General features: G+C 71.7%; 14 protein-coding genes and 1 tRNA gene. 10 read left to right on the plus strand and 5 right to left on the minus strand.

Annotated features, from left to right (window positions below):
* The first annotated feature begins 58 nt into the window (after nucleotides 1–58).
* The 4 genes from paaC to ABZX85_RS43925 all read left to right on the plus strand — a co-directional run bounded on the left by paaC (nucleotide 59) and on the right by ABZX85_RS43925 (nucleotide 3,634).
* Nucleotides 59–742: a 1,2-phenylacetyl-CoA epoxidase subunit PaaC gene (paaC, locus tag ABZX85_RS43910; RefSeq protein WP_355882886.1), complete on the plus strand. Its 684-nt coding sequence runs from the start codon at nucleotides 59–61 to the stop codon at nucleotides 740–742.
* Entirely contained in the window at nucleotides 736–1,359 is a 624-nt protein-coding gene (gene paaD, locus ABZX85_RS43915) for a 1,2-phenylacetyl-CoA epoxidase subunit PaaD (protein WP_355882716.1), read from the plus strand. Before paaC ends, paaD begins: the two co-directional genes overlap by 7 nt.
* Entirely contained in the window at nucleotides 1,359–2,420 is a 1,062-nt protein-coding gene (locus ABZX85_RS43920) for a 2Fe-2S iron-sulfur cluster-binding protein (protein WP_355882719.1), read from the plus strand. The genes paaD and ABZX85_RS43920 overlap by 1 nt, the downstream gene beginning before the upstream one ends.
* Before the next feature lie 83 nt (nucleotides 2,421–2,503).
* Nucleotides 2,504–3,634, plus strand: a complete 1,131-nt coding sequence (locus ABZX85_RS43925) for an acyl-CoA dehydrogenase family protein (RefSeq protein ID WP_355882721.1) — start codon at nucleotides 2,504–2,506, stop codon at nucleotides 3,632–3,634.
* A 281-nt stretch (nucleotides 3,635–3,915) separates the two neighbouring features.
* Here the strand turns inward: ABZX85_RS43925 and ABZX85_RS43930 are convergent, their stop codons facing one another.
* From ABZX85_RS43930 to ABZX85_RS43945, 4 genes are all read right to left on the minus strand, one after another.
* On the minus strand, nucleotides 3,916–4,245 hold the full coding sequence (locus tag ABZX85_RS43930; RefSeq protein WP_355882889.1) for a rhodanese-like domain-containing protein: 330 nt from the start codon (nucleotides 4,243–4,245) through the stop codon (nucleotides 3,916–3,918).
* 92 nt (nucleotides 4,246–4,337) lie between these two features.
* The gene (locus ABZX85_RS43935) at nucleotides 4,338–5,153 is read right to left on the minus strand and encodes a J domain-containing protein (RefSeq protein WP_355882724.1); all 816 of its coding nucleotides are present in this window, start codon (nucleotides 5,151–5,153) and stop codon (nucleotides 4,338–4,340) included.
* Nucleotides 5,154–5,289: 136 nt separating this feature from the next.
* Complete coding sequence (locus tag ABZX85_RS43940) at nucleotides 5,290–6,687, minus strand: DUF2252 domain-containing protein (protein WP_355882727.1); 1,398 nt, start codon at nucleotides 6,685–6,687, stop codon at nucleotides 5,290–5,292.
* A gap of 147 nt (nucleotides 6,688–6,834) precedes the next feature.
* Nucleotides 6,835–7,665 (minus strand): DUF4232 domain-containing protein, encoded by an 831-nt coding sequence (locus tag ABZX85_RS43945; RefSeq protein WP_355882729.1) that lies wholly within the window; start codon nucleotides 7,663–7,665, stop codon nucleotides 6,835–6,837.
* Nucleotides 7,666–7,864: 199 nt separating this feature from the next.
* Between ABZX85_RS43945 and ABZX85_RS43950 the strand changes: the two genes are divergently transcribed.
* Entirely contained in the window at nucleotides 7,865–9,250 is a 1,386-nt protein-coding gene (locus ABZX85_RS43950) for a helix-turn-helix domain-containing protein (RefSeq protein WP_355882732.1), read from the plus strand.
* A gap of 131 nt (nucleotides 9,251–9,381) precedes the next feature.
* On the opposite strand, the gene ABZX85_RS43955 is transcribed toward ABZX85_RS43950, so the two are convergent.
* Nucleotides 9,382–9,465 (minus strand) — tRNA-Leu (locus ABZX85_RS43955).
* A 380-nt stretch (nucleotides 9,466–9,845) separates the two neighbouring features.
* Between ABZX85_RS43955 and ABZX85_RS43960 the strand changes: the two genes are divergently transcribed.
* The 5 genes from ABZX85_RS43960 to ABZX85_RS43980 all read left to right on the plus strand — a co-directional run bounded on the left by ABZX85_RS43960 (nucleotide 9,846) and on the right by ABZX85_RS43980 (nucleotide 15,854).
* Complete coding sequence (locus tag ABZX85_RS43960; RefSeq protein ID WP_355882735.1) at nucleotides 9,846–10,706, plus strand: DUF3662 and FHA domain-containing protein; 861 nt, start codon at nucleotides 9,846–9,848, stop codon at nucleotides 10,704–10,706.
* A 10-nt stretch (nucleotides 10,707–10,716) separates the two neighbouring features.
* Nucleotides 10,717–11,256, plus strand: a complete 540-nt coding sequence (locus ABZX85_RS43965) for an FHA domain-containing protein (RefSeq protein ID WP_355882738.1) — start codon at nucleotides 10,717–10,719, stop codon at nucleotides 11,254–11,256.
* 140 nt (nucleotides 11,257–11,396) lie between these two features.
* Nucleotides 11,397–12,905: a Stp1/IreP family PP2C-type Ser/Thr phosphatase gene (locus ABZX85_RS43970; protein WP_355882740.1), complete on the plus strand. Its 1,509-nt coding sequence runs from the start codon at nucleotides 11,397–11,399 to the stop codon at nucleotides 12,903–12,905.
* Nucleotides 12,906–12,954: 49 nt separating this feature from the next.
* Nucleotides 12,955–14,394, plus strand: a complete 1,440-nt coding sequence (locus tag ABZX85_RS43975) for an FtsW/RodA/SpoVE family cell cycle protein (protein ID WP_355882743.1) — start codon at nucleotides 12,955–12,957, stop codon at nucleotides 14,392–14,394.
* Entirely contained in the window at nucleotides 14,391–15,854 is a 1,464-nt protein-coding gene (locus tag ABZX85_RS43980) for a penicillin-binding transpeptidase domain-containing protein (protein WP_355882746.1), read from the plus strand. The genes ABZX85_RS43975 and ABZX85_RS43980 overlap by 4 nt, the downstream gene beginning before the upstream one ends.
* The last annotated feature ends 67 nt before the right edge of the window (nucleotides 15,855–15,921 follow it).

Genomic DNA, 15,921 nt, shown 5'->3' on the forward strand with positions numbered 1-15,921 from the left:
ACCCCCGGCCACGACACCCCCGCCCCCGGCCCCCACCCCGACACCGGCCGCCCTCGCCCTGGGCGACGACGCGCTGATCCTCTCCCACCGCCTCGGCGAATGGCTGGGCCACGCCCCGGTCCTGGAGGAGGAGCTCGCCCTCGCCAACATCGCCCTCGACCTCCTCGGCCAGGCCCGCGTCCTCCTCTCGATGACCGGCGACGAGGACGAGCTGGCGTACCTCCGCGAGGAGCGCGCCTTCCGCAACCTCCAGCTCGTGGAACAGCCGAACGGCGACTTCGCCCACACCATCGCCCGCCAGCTGTACTTCTCGACGTACCAGCACCTCCTGTACGACGAACTGGCGCGCGGAACGGGCGAGTTCAGCGGCCTCGCCGCTAAGGCCGTCAAGGAGACCGCGTACCACCGCGACCACGCCGAGCAGTGGACGCTGCGCCTGGGCGACGGCACCGAGGAGAGCCACGCGCGGATGCGCACGGCGTGCGAGGCGCTGTGGCGGTACACCGGCGAGATGTTCCAGCCGGTCGCCGGTCTCGGCGTCGACCCGGAGCCCCTGGAGGCGGCCTGGCGGGCCTCGGTCGAGACGGTCCTCGGCCGCGCCGGCCTCCCCGTCCCGCAGGGCCCCCGCACCGGCGCCTGGACCGCCGGCGCGGGCCGCCAGGGCCTGCACACCGAGTCGTTCGGCCGGATGCTCGCCGAGATGCAGCACCTCCACCGCAGCCACCCGGGGGCGACATGGTGACGGCCCTGGAGGAGCGGCTCCTCGCGGTCGCGGGCTCCGTCCCCGACCCCGAGCTGCCCGTCCTCACCCTCGGCGAACTCGGCGTCGTCCGCGCGGTGCACGTCCAGGACGCGGGCGCGGTCGAGGTCGACCTCACCCCCACGTACACCGGCTGCCCCGCGATCGAGGCGATGACCGCCGACATCGAACAGGCCCTGCGCGCCCAGGGAGTCGGCGAGGTGACGGTCCGCCGCGTCCTGACCCCCGCGTGGTCCACGGACGACATCACGGAGGAGGGCCGCCGGAAACTACGGGAGTTCGGCATCGCCCCACCGAGGGTGAGGGGGGCGGCGGGGCCGGTACCGGTGACGCTGGGGCCGATACGCGAGCCGGGGAACGCCGGGCCGGGAGTGCCGTCGGCCGGGCCGGCGTACCAGGCCGTGCGGGAGCCGTCCGCCGGTGCGCCGGACGCTCGCCCCCGCCTCGGCACCCCGGACATCACCGGCGCGCCCGTCCCCTGCCCCCTCTGCGGCTCCCCCGACACGGAACTGCTCAGCCGGTTCTCGTCGACCGCCTGCAAGGCGCTGCGCCGCTGCCGGGCCTGTCTCGAACCGTTCGACCACTTCAAGGAGTTGTGATGGCCCGTTTCCACGCGCTCCGGGTGGCCGAGGTGGAGCGGCTGACGGACGACTCGGTGGCGCTGACGTTCACGGTGCCCGAGGAGCTGCGGGAGGCGTACCGGCACACGGCGGGCCAGCATCTGGCGCTGCGGCGCCGGGTGGCCGGGGAAGAGGTCCGGCGGACGTACTCGATCTGCTCCCCGGCGCCGGACCCGGGCGGAGCGGGTCCGCGGACGCTGCGGGTGGGGGTGCGGCTGGTGGAGGGCGGCGCGTTCTCGACGTACGCACTGAAGGAACTGGCCGCCGGGGACGAGGTGGAGGTGATGACCCCGGCCGGCCGTTTCACGCTGGAACCGGCGCCGGGGCTGTACGCGGCGGTCGTCGGGGGCAGCGGCATCACCCCGGTGCTGTCGATCGCCGCGACCCTCCTCGCGCGGGAGCGCACGGCCCGGTTCTGCCTGGTCCGCGGCGACCGCACGGCGGCGTCGACGATGTTCCTGGAGGAAGTCGCCGACCTCAAGGACCGCTACCCGGACCGGTTCCAGCTGGTGACGGCGCTGTCGCGGGAGGAGCAGCAGGCGGGCCTGCCCTCCGGCCGGCTGGACCGCGAACGGCTGACCGCGCTGCTCCCGGCGCTGCTCCCGGTGGGGGCCGTCGCGGGCTGGTTCCTGTGCGGGCCGTACGGGCTGGTGACGGGCGCGGAGCAGGCGCTGCGCACGCTGGGGGTGCCGCGCGACCGGGTCCACCAGGAGATCTTCCACGTGACCGACGCCCCCGCCTCGCCCCGGCCCGCCGGCCCCGCGCACAGCACGCTCACGGCCCGCCTGGACGGCCGTAGCGGCACCTGGCCCGTGCAGGACGGCGAGTCCGTGCTGGAGACGGTCCTGCGGGTCCGCTCCGACGCGCCGTACGCCTGCAAGGGCGGCGTCTGCGGCACCTGCCGCGCCTTCCTCGTCTCCGGCGAGGTGCGGATGGACCGCAACTTCGCGCTGGAGCCGGAGGAGACGGAGGCGGGATACGTCCTGGCGTGCCAGTCGCATCCGGTGACGGAGGGGGTGGAGGTGGACTTCGACCGCTGAGCCGCTGAGCCGTTCCCTTCTTCTAGAACCTGTTCTATCTTGACGGACCGTCAGACGCCGGTTCCCGTCGGGAGGACAACGCCGTGGACTTCACCTTCAGCGAGGAACAGCAGGCGGCGGCGGAGGCGGCCCGGGGCGTGTTCGCGGGGGTCGCGCCGGACGGGGTGCCGTCACCGGCGAAGACCCAGGGGCGGCCGGTGGCCGAGGGGTTCGACCGCGAGCTGTGGGCGAAGCTGGCCGACGCGGACCTGTTGAGCCTGCTGCTCACCGAGGAGTACGGCGGCGCCGGGCTCGACGTGATCGCGCTGTGCCTGGTGCTGCGGGAGTCCGCGCGGGTGCTGGCGCGGGTGCCGCTGCTGGAGAGCGTCGCCGCCTCCGCCGCCGTCCAGGCGTACGGCTCGGCCGAGTTGAAGGGGGCGGTGCTCGCGCGGGCCGGCCGGGGGGAGACGGTCCTGACGGTCGCCGCGAACGGCCGTACCGGGCATGACGGGGCCGAACTCGCGGTGAGCGCCCGGCCGGAGGGGACGGGGTGGGTGCTCGACGGGGTGCAGACGGCGGTGCCGTGGGCGTACGACGTGGACTTCGTCGTCGTACCGGCGCACACCTCGGACGGGCGGGCGGTGCTGGCGGTCGTGCCGCGCGGGGACGTCGCTCTGGCGGAGCAGGTGTCGACCGCCGGGGAGCGGTTGGGGGAGGTGCGGCTGGAGTCGGTGCGGGTCGCGGGGGCGTACGTCGTGGAGGGGGAGGGGGCGTGGGAGTGGCTGCGGGGGGTGCTGGCGACGGGGACCTGTGCGGTGGCGTTGGGGCTGGGGGAGCGGGTGCTGCGGATGACCGCCGACTACACCGCGAAGCGGGAGCAGTTCGGGTATCCCGTCGCGACGTTCCAGGCGGTCGCCGTGCAGGCCGCCGACCGGTACGTCGATCTGCGGGCGATGGAGGCGACGCTGTGGCAGGCCGCGTGGCGGATCGCCTCCGGGACGCGGGGGGCGCTGCCGGTCGCCGGGGATGTGGCCGTGGCGAAGGTGTGGGCGGCGGAGGGGGTGCGGAGGGTTGTGCAGACGGCTCAGCATCTGCACGGGGGGTTCGGGGCCGACGCGGACTACTCGTTGCACCGGTATCACGCCTGGGCGAAACAGGTCGAGCTGTCGCTCGGGGCCGCGGGGGCGCATGAGGAGGCGTTGGGGGAACTGCTGGCGGCACATGCGCTTGGGTGACGCCGTTCGGGGTGCCGGGAAGCGTCGTACGCCGGGTGCGGGACCGTCGTGGCTGATCGCGCAGTTCCCCGCGCCCCTGAAAGACGTGGGTGACGGCCGGGGATTCGCTGCGGGTCGTTCACGGCCGGTCGCGCCCACGCGGCGAAGCCGCACATCAAACACAGCCCCGCGCCCCTGAAAGACGAAGAGCCTGGCGGCCTCGGTCGATGCGCCCCGCCCCGCGGCCCCCGAAAAGACGCTGCCGATCCGGCGACGACGCGGCCCGCCCTGTACCCCCCGCCTCAGACCACCGTGCCCGGGTCTCCCGACGGCCTGATGACCGGGCGGCCCGCTGCTTCCCAGACCTGCATGCCGCCGATGACGTTGACCGCGTCGATGCCCTGTTGGACGAGGTAGGCGGTGACCTGGGCGGAACGGCCGCCGGAGCGGCAGATGACGTTGACGGGGGCGTCCTGGGGGGCGGCCTCGGTGAGGTCGCCGTAGCGGGCCATGAAGTCGCTCATGGGGATGTGCAGCGCCCCGGCGGCGTGACCCGCCTGCCACTCGTCGTCCTCGCGGACGTCCAGCAGGAAGTCGCCGTCCTTGAGGTCAGCGACCTCGACCGTGGGCACACCAGCTCCGAAACTCATGCCCCGACGCTACCCGACCCCCACCCGCGCCGGACCGACGACCACCGATCCCACACTGCGGGAACCGGAAAAGGTCACGCCGACGAGGAGCCGAGCAGCTCCGCCAACTCGCGCTCGCGGTTCGCCACGTCCGTCAGGAGCTGTTCGGCGATCTCCTCCAGGAGGCGGTCGGGGTCGTCCGGGGCCAGCTTCAGCATGGAGCCGATCGCGCTCTCCTCCAGCTCCCGGGCGAGCGCCGCGAGCATCTCCTTGCGCTGGGCGAGCCATTCGAGACGGGCGTACAGGACGTCACCGGGGGCGGGTTCGCGCTCCGGGGGGACGGGACCGGCGGCCCACTCCTCGGAGAGCTCCCGCAGCAGCGCCTCGTCGCCACGGGCGTACGCGGCGTTCACGCGGGTGATGAACTCCTCCCTGCGCAGCCGTTCCGAATCCTCCTGGGCGAGGTCGGGGTGGGCCTTGCGGGCGAGGTCGCGGTACAGCTTGCGGGCCTCGTCGCTGGGGCGGACCCGCTCCGGAGGGCGGACCGGCTGTTCCGTGAGCATCGCGACGGCCTCCGGGAAGAGGCCGTCGCCGTCCATCCAGCCGTGGAACAGCTCCTCGACGCCGGGCATGGGCATGACGCGGGCCCTGGCCTCCTCGGCTCGGCGCAGGTCCTCGGGGTCACCGGTGCGGGCGGCTCTCGCCTCGGCGATCTGGGCGTCCAGTTCGTCGAGGCGGGTGTACATCGGGCCGAGTTTCTGGTGGTGGAGGCGGGAGAAGTTGTCGACCTCCACCCGGAAGGTCTCCACCGCGATCTCGAACTCGATCAGTGCCTGCTCGGCGGCTCGGACGGCCTGCTCAAGCCGCTCCTCGGGCCGCGCGGGCTCAGCCTCAGCTTCGGGGGTCGTCACCCGCCCAGCGTAATCGCTCCGCTGGGAGGGCCGGGTTGGGTTGTACTTCGGGTGCGGGTCGTACGTGGTTGTTCGCGCCGTTCCCCGCGCCCCTGAAAAGCAGCTCCGCTGCCTCCCCACAACTGCACCGCCCCCCTCACACCCCCGTCTCCGCCTCCACCTTCCCCGCCCGAACCGCCTCCACCAGCGCCCCGTGGTCCGCCTCCGTGCGGTCCGCGTAGCTCACCGCGAACGCCGCCACCGCCTCGTCCAGTTCCTCTCCCTTGCCGCAGTAGCCGGCGATGAGGCGGGGGTCGGCGCTGTGGGAGTGGGCGCGGGCCAGGAGGGCGCCGGTCATGCGGGCGTAGTCGTCGAGCTGGTCGACCGCGAGGGCCGCCGGGTCGACGCTGCCCTTGCGGTTGCGGAACTGGCGGACCTGGTAGGGGCGGTCCTCAACGGTCGTCCAGCCGAGCAGGATGTCGCTGACGACCTGCATCCGCTTCTGGCCGAGGACGACGCGCCGCCCCTCGTGCTCGACGGGATCGACCGGGAAACCGGCGGTGACGAGGTGGGGGACGAGGGCCGAGGGGCGGGCCTCCTTCACCTGGAGGATGAGCGGCTCGCCCCGGTGGTCGAGGAGGAGGACGACGTAGGACCGGGTCCCCACGCTGCCCGTGCCGACGATGCGGAACGCGACGTCGTGGACGGAGTGCCGGGCGAGGAGGGGGAGGCGGTCCTCGGAGAGGGTCGCGACGTACGGCTCCAGGCCCGCGACGACGGCCGCCGCCTCCGCGTCACCGACCCGCCGCAACACCGGCAGCGCGTCCACGAACCGGCGACCCCCGTCCTCCGCCGGCTCCGTCGACTTCGCCGCGAACCGCCCGCTCGTGTTGGCGCGGGCCTTCTCGGAGACCCGCTCCAGCGTGCCCAGCAGATCGCGGGCGTCGCTGTGGGAGACCAGCTCCTCGTCCGCGATGGCGTTCCACGCGTCCAGGACGGGCAGCTTGGCCAGCAGCCGCATCGTGCGCCGGTAGGCGCCGACCGCGCCGTGCGCCGCCTCACGGCACGTGCCCTCCCCGGCCCCGGCCTCGCGGCCGGCGAGGACGAGGGACGCGGCGAGACGCTTGAGGTCCCACTCCCAGGGGCCGAGGACCGTCTCGTCGAAGTCGTTCAGGTCGATGACCAGACGGCCCCGCGCGTCGCCGTACAGACCGAAGTTCGCGGCGTGCGCGTCGCCGCAGATCTGGGCCGGGATTCTCGTCGCGGGGGTGCGCGCCAGGTCGTACGCCATGAGTCCGGCGGAGCCGCGCAGGAAGGCGAACGGGGAGGCGGCCATCCGCCCGACCCTTATCGGCGTCAGCTCGGCGATCCGCCCGCGGTTGGACTCCTCGACCACGGCCGCCACCTCGGGCCGCCCGCCGTCCACCTCGAACCCGGCGTGCGCCGCGCGGGGCACCGCGCGCCGCAGCTCCTTCCCGGCCTCCTTCGGCGACCCCTCGGAGCCACCGCCCCACTCCGCGAACCCCGCCACCCGAGGAATCCGAACCCCGCTCACGACCGACCGCCTCCCCCGTGCACCCGCACGATCATCAACTCGCCCCGACCGTACAGCCCTCCGCCGAAAACCGTCACTCCCTGTGGATAACTCCCGACTTGTGGACAACTCCGTCACGCCGCCCACCCCCCGCACCCCGATCCCCGTTCACCACATGAGCGCGTCCTCCATCTCCTGCTGCCAGTACGTCACCTTGAGGGAGTCGTCGATGTACACACCCCCGGCGGGCAGCTTCGGCTTGGCCCCGGAACCGACGCTCCCGTTGTCCATGTCCCGGCCGAAGAAGTACACCGACAGGGACTTGACGGTCCGTCCGCCGGACGCGCTCCCGTCGGTCGCCGACAGAGCCACCCCCGCGTACCCGGACTGCCCCGGTTCGAGCGTCACGACCGCCTGCGGCTGCGAGTCCTCGATGACCGGCGGCGCGGCCTGCGCGCCGGTGAAGGCGACCGCCGGGTAGTAGTACAGGAAGCACGGCTTGCTGCCGGTGTTGGTGACCGTGAGCAGCATGTGGTTGACCGGCCGGTTGACGGGCGCCGCGACGGTCTTGGTGTTGGACCCCTCACAGGTGACGGGCGAGGCGGCCTTCCCGGAGGACGACCCGGACGACCCCGACCCCGACGTACCCGTAGACCCTGAGGTACCCGTGGACCCCGTAGACCCCGTGGCCCCCGAAGTCCCCGCCTGCGCCGGCGCCTTGCCCGCCGAGGACCCCCCGGTCGAGGAGGACCCGCCACCCGAGGCCGACCCCCCGGTGGACCCTCCGGTGGACCCCCCGGTCGACGCGGAAGCCGGCGAGGGAACCGCCGAGGGCGTCCCCGCGGGGCCCGCCGGGGACGACGCCGGCACCGGCGCCCCGGTGACATCGAGCCCCGTCCCGTCCTTGCAGGCGGTCATCGACAACGCGGCGATCACGACGCCCGCCGCGGCGCTCACGAGACGGACACGACGGGTACGGGAGGTACGGATGCTGGACATGACTGAGCTACCCCTTGGTGGTTCGGGCCGGTGTGGTGCTTGGATGACCCGAGCTTGTGGGGTGATCCGTCCCAACCGCCACGCCCAGCGGGCAGTTGGGAACGCTGGAACGGCGAAACACACTCTCACCTGCTGAAACGCGGTTCCCCTGGAACGCGCGAACGGGACACGGGAAGAGATCGGGAAGAGGGAGCGACGGGTGTCAGCGACGGTGGGGGCCGACGACATGGAGGAGTTCGCGGCGCGGCTCCGCGATCTGAAGGACCGCTCGGGACTCAGCTACGGCACCCTCGCCAAGCGCCTCCACATGAGCACCTCGACCCTCCACCGCTACTGCAACGGCACCGCCGTACCCACGGAGTACGCCCCCGTCGAACGCCTCGCCCGAGCCTGCAAGGCCACCCCCGAGGAACTCGTCGCCCTCCACCGCCACTGGATTCTGGCGGACACGGCCCGCCGCCGCCGAGCCGACCAGACCCGCACAAGTACTACGGGTACGACACCGGCCTCACCCGACACGGACGACGCCGGCGAGCCACCCCGTACCCGTAGTACCGGCACCGCTGGCACCGCCACCGCCCCCACCCCGAGCTGGGCCACCCCTGACCCGGCCCCGGAGACCCCCGCACCGACCGACACCCCCGCCACCCCCCTCGTCCCCCTCACCCCCGACACCCCACCCCCGCCCTCACCCCCCAACCGCCGCCGCCGAACCCTCCTCCTGGCCACCGCCGCCGCCGTGGTCGCCATCGCCCTCGGCGCCGCGGCCCTCGTCGCGAACGACCCGGACAGCACGCGGGACGGCAGGACGGCCGGCGCGGGCGCCCCGACCCCCACACCCCCCTCGACCACCGGCACCGGCACCCCCTCCCCCACCCCGAGCGGGCAGAGCCCCTCCCCGACCCCCTCGGCCACCCCCTCCCGCCCGGCGGCGGCCCCCGCCCCCACGGCCGTCCCCCTGACCGTCGGCGTCCGCCCCTTCGTCTACGACACCCCGTGCAGCCAGGAGTTCCTGGTGAACAGCGAGCCGGAACAGGTCGGCCCGCCCGCGACGGAACCGGACGCCCCCCGCTGGGCGGCGGCGTACGGCGCGGTCTCCGCGAACCAGCAGATGATCGCGCTGACGATCCAGGGCACCGGCGCGCAGACCGTCGTCCTGGAGTCCCTGAACGTCCGCATCCTCTCCAAGAACGCCCCCCTCGCCTGGAACGTCTACGGCATGGGCTCGGGCTGCGGCGGCGGCGTGGAGACCAAGTCGTTCACGGTCGACCTGGACCAGGGCAGCCCGGCGGTGGCGGTCAAGGGCGGTCAGCGGAAGTTCCCGTACAAGGTCAGCGAGTCCGACCCCGAGGTCTTCTACGTCACCGCGACCACGAAGGCGCACGACGTCCGCTGGGACCTCACCCTGAACTGGTCCAGCGGCAGCCGCAGCGGCACCCTCCGCGTCGACGACTCCGGCACCCCGTTCCGCACGAGCGCCGACGACGGCCGCCACATCTGGGACTACCCCCTGGGCGGCAACGAGTGGATCGACACGGACGCGGTGAACGGCGTCCAGAACGACCAGGCCACCCAGACCCCCTGATCCCCACCCCCACCCCCCTGATCCGGCCTGGTCGACCCCGGTGAGAGACACCTCACACCGGGGCGAACATCACACCGCGCACCAGGGCATGAAGAAACCCCCCAGATCGATGATCTGGGGGGTTCTCGCTGTGCGCGAGGGGGGAGTTGAACCCCCACGCCCTTTCGGGCACTGGAACCTGAATCCAGCGCGTCTGCCTATTCCGCCACCCGCGCATTGGGTGTGTCTTCCGGCTTCAGACCCTGTGTGGGCTGGCCCCTTCCGACGTGGAAAACATTACCACGGTGCAACCGGCCCCCTCACCTCACTTGTCGCGGCCCGGTACCCACCGTCCCGCCCCGGTGAGTGACACGTATCAACCTCGTACCGGTGTTCCCCCATCTCCCAGGAAGCCGGACGAGGTCCACAGTCAGGTGCGGGACACTGGTCCTTGAGCGCCTCTACGATCCTCGGCAGGCACGGCGCGAAAGGGGAACCGGCTGTTTCACCGCCGCGTGGATACGATCAGTAAGCAGTACGAGCAACAGCACGAGACGTTCGAACAGCACGGCCCGCAGCGACAACGACGAAGCCGTCACGACGGAGGAGGTGCCCCATGGGAGTCCTGAAGAAGTTCGAACAACGCCTGGAAGGGCTGGTCAACGGCACCTTCGCCAAGGTCTTCAAGTCCGAGGTCCAGCCCGTGGAGATCGCCGGCGCGCTCCAGCGCGAATGCGACAACAACGCCCAGATCTGGAACCGCGACCGCACCGTCGTCCCCAACGACTTCATCGTCGAACTGAGCACGCCGGACCACGAGCGCCTCAGCCCCTACTCCGGACAGCTCGGCGACGAACTGGCCGGGATGGTGCGGGACTACGCGAAACAGCAGCGCTACACCTTCATGGGGCCGATCAAGGTCAACCTGGAGAAGGCGGACGACCTGGACACCGGCCTGTACCGGGTCCGCAGCCGCACCCTCTCGGGCTCGACGGACCAGCAGGGCCCCGGCGCCCCGCAGGCCCCCGGCGGCCGTCCCGGCGCCCCGAGCCCGTACGGCGCCCCCCCGATGCCCGCGTCCCCTCCTCCCGGCCCGTCCGGCGCCCCCGGCGCCCGCCCCGGCTACGGCTACCCGCCGGCCGCGGGGCAGGCCGGCCAGGGCGGCGGCCTCGCCGGCGCCCCCGCGCCCGGCTCCCGCACCCGGCACTGGATCGAGATCAACGGCGCCCGCCACCAGATCTCCGGCGCGACCCTGGTCCTCGGCCGCTCCACCGACGCCGACGTGCGCATCGACGACCCCGGCGTCTCCCGCCGGCACTGCGAGATCCGTACCGGTTCGCCCTCGACCGTCCAGGACCTCGGGTCCACGAACGGCATCGTGGTGGACGGACAGCACACCACCCGCGCTACGCTCCGCGACGGCTCGCGGATCGTCGTGGGCAGCACCACCGTTATCTATAGGCAAGCCGAAGGGTGAAGCGGGGGCAATGTCAGAGCTGACCCTGACGGTCATGCGGCTGGGTTTCCTGGCCGTACTGTGGCTGTTCGTGATCGTGGCCGTGCAGGTCATCCGCAGCGACCTGTTCGGTACGCGCGTCACCCAGCGCGGCTCGCAGCGCTCCCGGCGCGGCGGTGACCAGAACGCGCAGCAGGGCCGGCGGCAGCAGCAGGCCGCCGCCGCGCCCCCGCAGCAGCGCCAGCAGCCCTCCTCCGGGGGCCGCCGGGGCCGTAACGCGCCCACCAAGCTCGTCGTCTCCGAGGGCACCCTCACCGGGACGACCGTCGCCCTCCAGGGCCAGACCATCACGCTCGGCCGGGCCCACGACTCGACGATCGTGCTGGACGACGACTACGCCTCCAGCCGCCATGCCAGGATCTACCCGGACCGCGACGGCAACTGGATCGTGGAAGACCTGAACTCCACCAACGGCACGTATCTCGACCGAACGCGGCTGACGACCCCCACACCGATCCCGCTGGGCGCCCCGATCCGCATCGGCAAGACCGTCATCGAGCTGCGGAAGTAGTGCTGCATCATGAATGAGCGCGAGCGGAGCGAGCACGCGGCGCAGGCCGGCCCCCCGGCCTCCGGCGCGCTCCCGACCGGAGGGTGGGCAGTGTGGCTCGACACGACCGGCTGCATGCGGAGCCGGGGGGTGAGGTGGGCATGAGTCTGTCCCTGCGCTTCGCCGCCGGTTCGCACAAGGGCATGATCCGCGAGGGCAACGAGGACTCCGGATACGCCGGCCCCCGGCTGCTCGCCATCGCGGACGGCATGGGCGGCGCCGCCGCCGGCGAGGTCGCCTCCTCCGAGGCGATCTCCACCATCGTCGCGCTCGACGAGGACATCCCCGGCTCCGACGTCCTCACCTCCCTCGCCACCGCCGTCCAGCGCGCCAACGACCAGCTGCGCTCGCTGGTCGACGAGGACCCTCAGCTCGAAGGCATGGGGACGACGCTGACGGCCCTGCTCTGGACCGGCCAGCGGCTCGGCCTCGTCCACGTCGGCGACTCCCGCGCCTACCTGCTGCGCGACGGCGTCCTCACGCAGATCACCCAGGACCACACCTGGGTGCAGCGCCTCGTCGACGAGGGCCGGATCACCGAGGAGGAGGCGACGACGCACCCTCAGCGGTCCCTCCTGATGCGCGCCCTCGGCAGCGCCGAACACGTCGAACCCGACCTCTCGATCCGTGAAGTCAGGGCGGGCGACCGGTATCTGATCTGCTCCGACGGCCTCTCCGGCGTCGTCTCGCACCAGACCCTCGAAGAGACCCTGGCCAGCTACCAGGGCCCCCACGAGACCATCCAGGAGCTGATCCAGCTCGCCCTGCGCGGCGGCGGCCCCGACAACATCACCGTGATCGTCGCGGACGTCCTCGACCTCGACACCGGGGACACCCTCGCCGGCCAGCTGTACGACACCCCCGTGGTGGTCGGCGCGGTCGCCGAGAACCAGACCCACCTGCACGACAACGGCATCATGCAGACCCCGGCGGGCCGCGCCGCGAGCCTCGGCAGACACCGCGCGAACCCCGGCGGCGGCGAGTTCGGCCCCCCCGGCTCCGGGGACGTCACGGGATACATCCAGACCGACGGCTTCGGGGACTACTCCGGGGACGACTTCGTCAAGCCCCGCAAGGGCCGTAAGTGGCTCAAGGTCACCCTCTACAGCGCGCTCGCCCTGGCCGTCGTAGGAGGCGGTCTGTACGGCGGGTGGCGGTGGACGCAGACGCAGTACTACGTCGGCGCGCAGGGCCAGCACCTCGCGCTGTACCGGGGAATCAGCCAGGACCTGGCCTGGGTGTCGCTCTCGAAGGTCGAGAAGGACCACCCCGAGATCGAACTCAAGTACCTCCCGCAGTACCAGCAGAAGCAGGTCGAGGAGACCATCCCCGCGTCCAGCCTGAAGAGCGCGCAGAAGAAACTCGACGAGCTGTCCGTCCAGGCGTCCGCGTGCAAGAAGCAGGCGCAGGACGGGAGTTCGGGAACCGGATCGTCCTCGTCCGCGTCCAAGCCGTCGCCGAGCCCCTCGGCCACGACGGGTACGGCGAGCCCGAGCCCGAACCCGAGCGTGTCCCCGTCCCCGACAGCCACGCAGGCGGCCAGTCCGAGCCCCGGGCCGACTCTCTCTCAGGAGGAGGAGCAGGTCGTCTCGCTGTGCGGCAAGCAGTAGCGAGCCGTGAGGCAAGCAAGAGGCAAGCCGTGAGAGGCCCCGTCACACGATGAGCAGTACTACCAACACACCGACGCACCACACGTCCACGATCGGTGCCATCGGAGCGCCGAGCAGACGCAACACCGAGCTGGGACTGCTGGTGTTCGCCGTCCTGATCCCGGTGTTCGCCTACGCCAACGTGGGCCTCGCCATCAACGAGCAGGTCCCCGCGGGGCTGCTCAGCTATGGCCTGGGGCTCGGTCTGCTGGCCGGCGTCGCCCATCTCGTCGTCCGGAAGTTCGCGCCGTACGCCGACCCGCTGCTGCTGCCGCTGGCGACCCTGCTCAACGGGCTCGGGCTGGTCGCGATCTGGCGGCTCGACCAGTCGAAGCTGCTGCGCCGGATCGGCCAGGCGGGGACGGCCGCGCCGCGCCAGCTGCTGTACACGGCGCTGGGCATCGCGCTCTTCGTCGCCGTCCTGATCTTCCTGAAGGACCACCGGGTCCTCCAGCGGTACACCTACATCTCGATGGCCGGCGCGATCTTCCTGCTGCTGCTGCCGCTGGTGCCGGGGCTCGGGCAGAACATCTACGGCGCGAAGATCTGGATCTCGGTCGCCGGGTTCTCCATCCAGCCCGGTGAGTTCGCGAAGATCGTGCTGGCGATCTTCTTCGCCGGGTATCTGATGGTGAAACGGGACGCGCTGGCGCTCGCCAGCCGCCGGTTCCTCGGGCTCTACCTGCCGCGTGGGCGCGACCTCGGGCCGATCCTCGTCGTCTGGTTCCTGTCGATCATCATCCTGGTCTTCGAGACGGACCTCGGTACGTCCCTGCTGTTCTTCGGCATGTTCGTGATCATGCTGTACGTCGCCACCGAGCGGACCAGCTGGATCGTCTTCGGTCTGCTGATGTCGGCGGTCGGCGCGGTCGGCGTCGCGAGCTTCGAGTCGCACGTCCAGCAGCGCGTCCAGGCGTGGCTGGACCCGATGAAGGAGTACAAGCTCTCCCAGGACCAGGTCCTCGGCCACTCCGAGCAGGCCATGGAGGCCCTCTGGGCGTTCGGCTCCGGCGGCACCCTCGGCACCGGCTGGGGGCAGGGCCACTCCGAGCTGATCAAGTTCGCGGCCAACTCCGACTTCATCCTCGCCACCTTCGGCGAGGAGCTGGGCCTGGCCGGCCTGATGGCGCTGCTGCTGCTCTACGGCCTGATCGCCGAACGCGGCATCCGTACCGCCCTCGCCGCCCGCGACCCGTTCGGCAAGCTCCTCGCCATCGGCCTGTCCGGCGCGTTCGCCCTCCAGGTGTTCGTCGTCGCCGGCGGTGTCATGGGCCTGATCCCGCTGACCGGTATGACCATGCCGTTCCTGGCGTACGGCGGTTCCTCCGTCATCGCGAACTGGGCGCTCATCGGCATCCTCATCCGGATCAGTGACACGGCCCGCCGCCCGGCCCCGGCCCCCGCCTCGAACCCCGACGCCGAGATGACCCAGGTGGTCCGCCCCTCATGAACAAGCCCCTGCGCCGCGTCGCGATCTTCTGCGGTCTGCTGATCCTCGCCCTGCTGGTGCGGGGCAACTGGCTCCAGTACGTCAAGGCCAACGAGCTGGCCACCGACGACAAGAACCGCCGTGTCCCGATCACCCGGTACTCCATCCCGCGCGGCGACATCATCGTCGGCGGCAAGGCGATCACCGGGTCGGTGGAGACCACCGGCGACTACAAGTACAAGCGGACCTGGAAGGACGGCGCGATGTGGGCGCCGGTCACCGGGTTCTCGTCGCAGGCGTTCGGCTCCACGCAGCTGGAGAACCTGGAGGACGGCATCCTCTCCGGGACCGACGACCGGCTCTTCTTCCGCAACACCCTCGACATGCTCACCGGCAAGCAGCGCGCCGGCGGCAGCGTCGTCACCACCCTGAACGCCGCCGCGCAGAAGGCCGCGTACGACGGGCTCGGGAACAAGAAGGGCGCGGTCGCCGCGATCGACCCGACCACCGGCAAGATCCTCGCGCTGGTCTCGACACCGTCGTACGACCCCTCGAAGTTCGCCGGGAACACCGACGCGGACACCGCCGCCTGGGTCGCCGCGCAGAAGAAGAACGACCCCGACGACCCGATGCTGAACCGGGCGCTGCGCGAGACGTACCCGCCCGGGTCGACGTTCAAGGTGCTCACCGCCGCCGCCGCGCTGGAGAACGGCGTGGTCTCCGGGATCACCGACAAGACCGACACCCCGGACCCGTACCAGCTGCCGCAGACCAAGACCGACCTCACCAACGAGCACGGCGCCTGCGAGAACGCGACCCTGGAGTACGCCCTCGAAGTCTCCTGCAACACCGTCTTCGCGAAGATGTCCGACAACGTCGGCAACAAGAAGATGATCGAGCAGGCGACGAAGTTCGGCTTCAACCAGAGCAAGCTGGACGTCCCGGTCCGCGCCGCCGAGTCCGTCTACCCCGAGGACAACCGGCCGCAGAACGCGCTCGACGGCATCGGCCAGGGCTCCACCCGGGCCACCCCCCTCCAGATGGCCATGGTCGCCGCGGCCATCGCCAACGACGGCAAGCTGATGCAGCCGTACATGGTGGACTCCCTCAAGTCCCCCAACCTCGACACGCTGGAGACCACCGAACCCAAGGAGTTCTCCCAGGCCGTCTCCTCCGCCACCGCGCAGAAGGTGCAGCAGATGATGGAGACGGTCGTCAAGGACGGTACCGGCAAGAACGCGCAGATCTCCGGCGTCACCGTCGGCGGCAAGACCGGTACCGCGCAGCACGGTCTGAACAACAGCGAGAAGCCGTACGCCTGGTTCATCTCCTACGCCAAGCTGTCCGACGGCTCCTCCCCCGTGGCCGTGGCCGTCGTCGTCGAGGACGGTTCCGCCGTCCGCGAGGACATCTCCGGTGGCGGCCTCGCCGCACCGGTGGCCAAGGCCGTGATGCAGGCAGTCATCGGCAACAAGAAGTGACCCCGCTCACGTAATCCGCGCATCGGTGCACGTTGCGATACCGGTCCTGTATCGAGTAACAGGCTTG

This window comes from Streptomyces sp. NPDC004539 (genome assembly GCF_040610055.1).
Classification (GTDB): Bacteria; Actinomycetota; Actinomycetes; order Streptomycetales; family Streptomycetaceae; genus Streptomyces.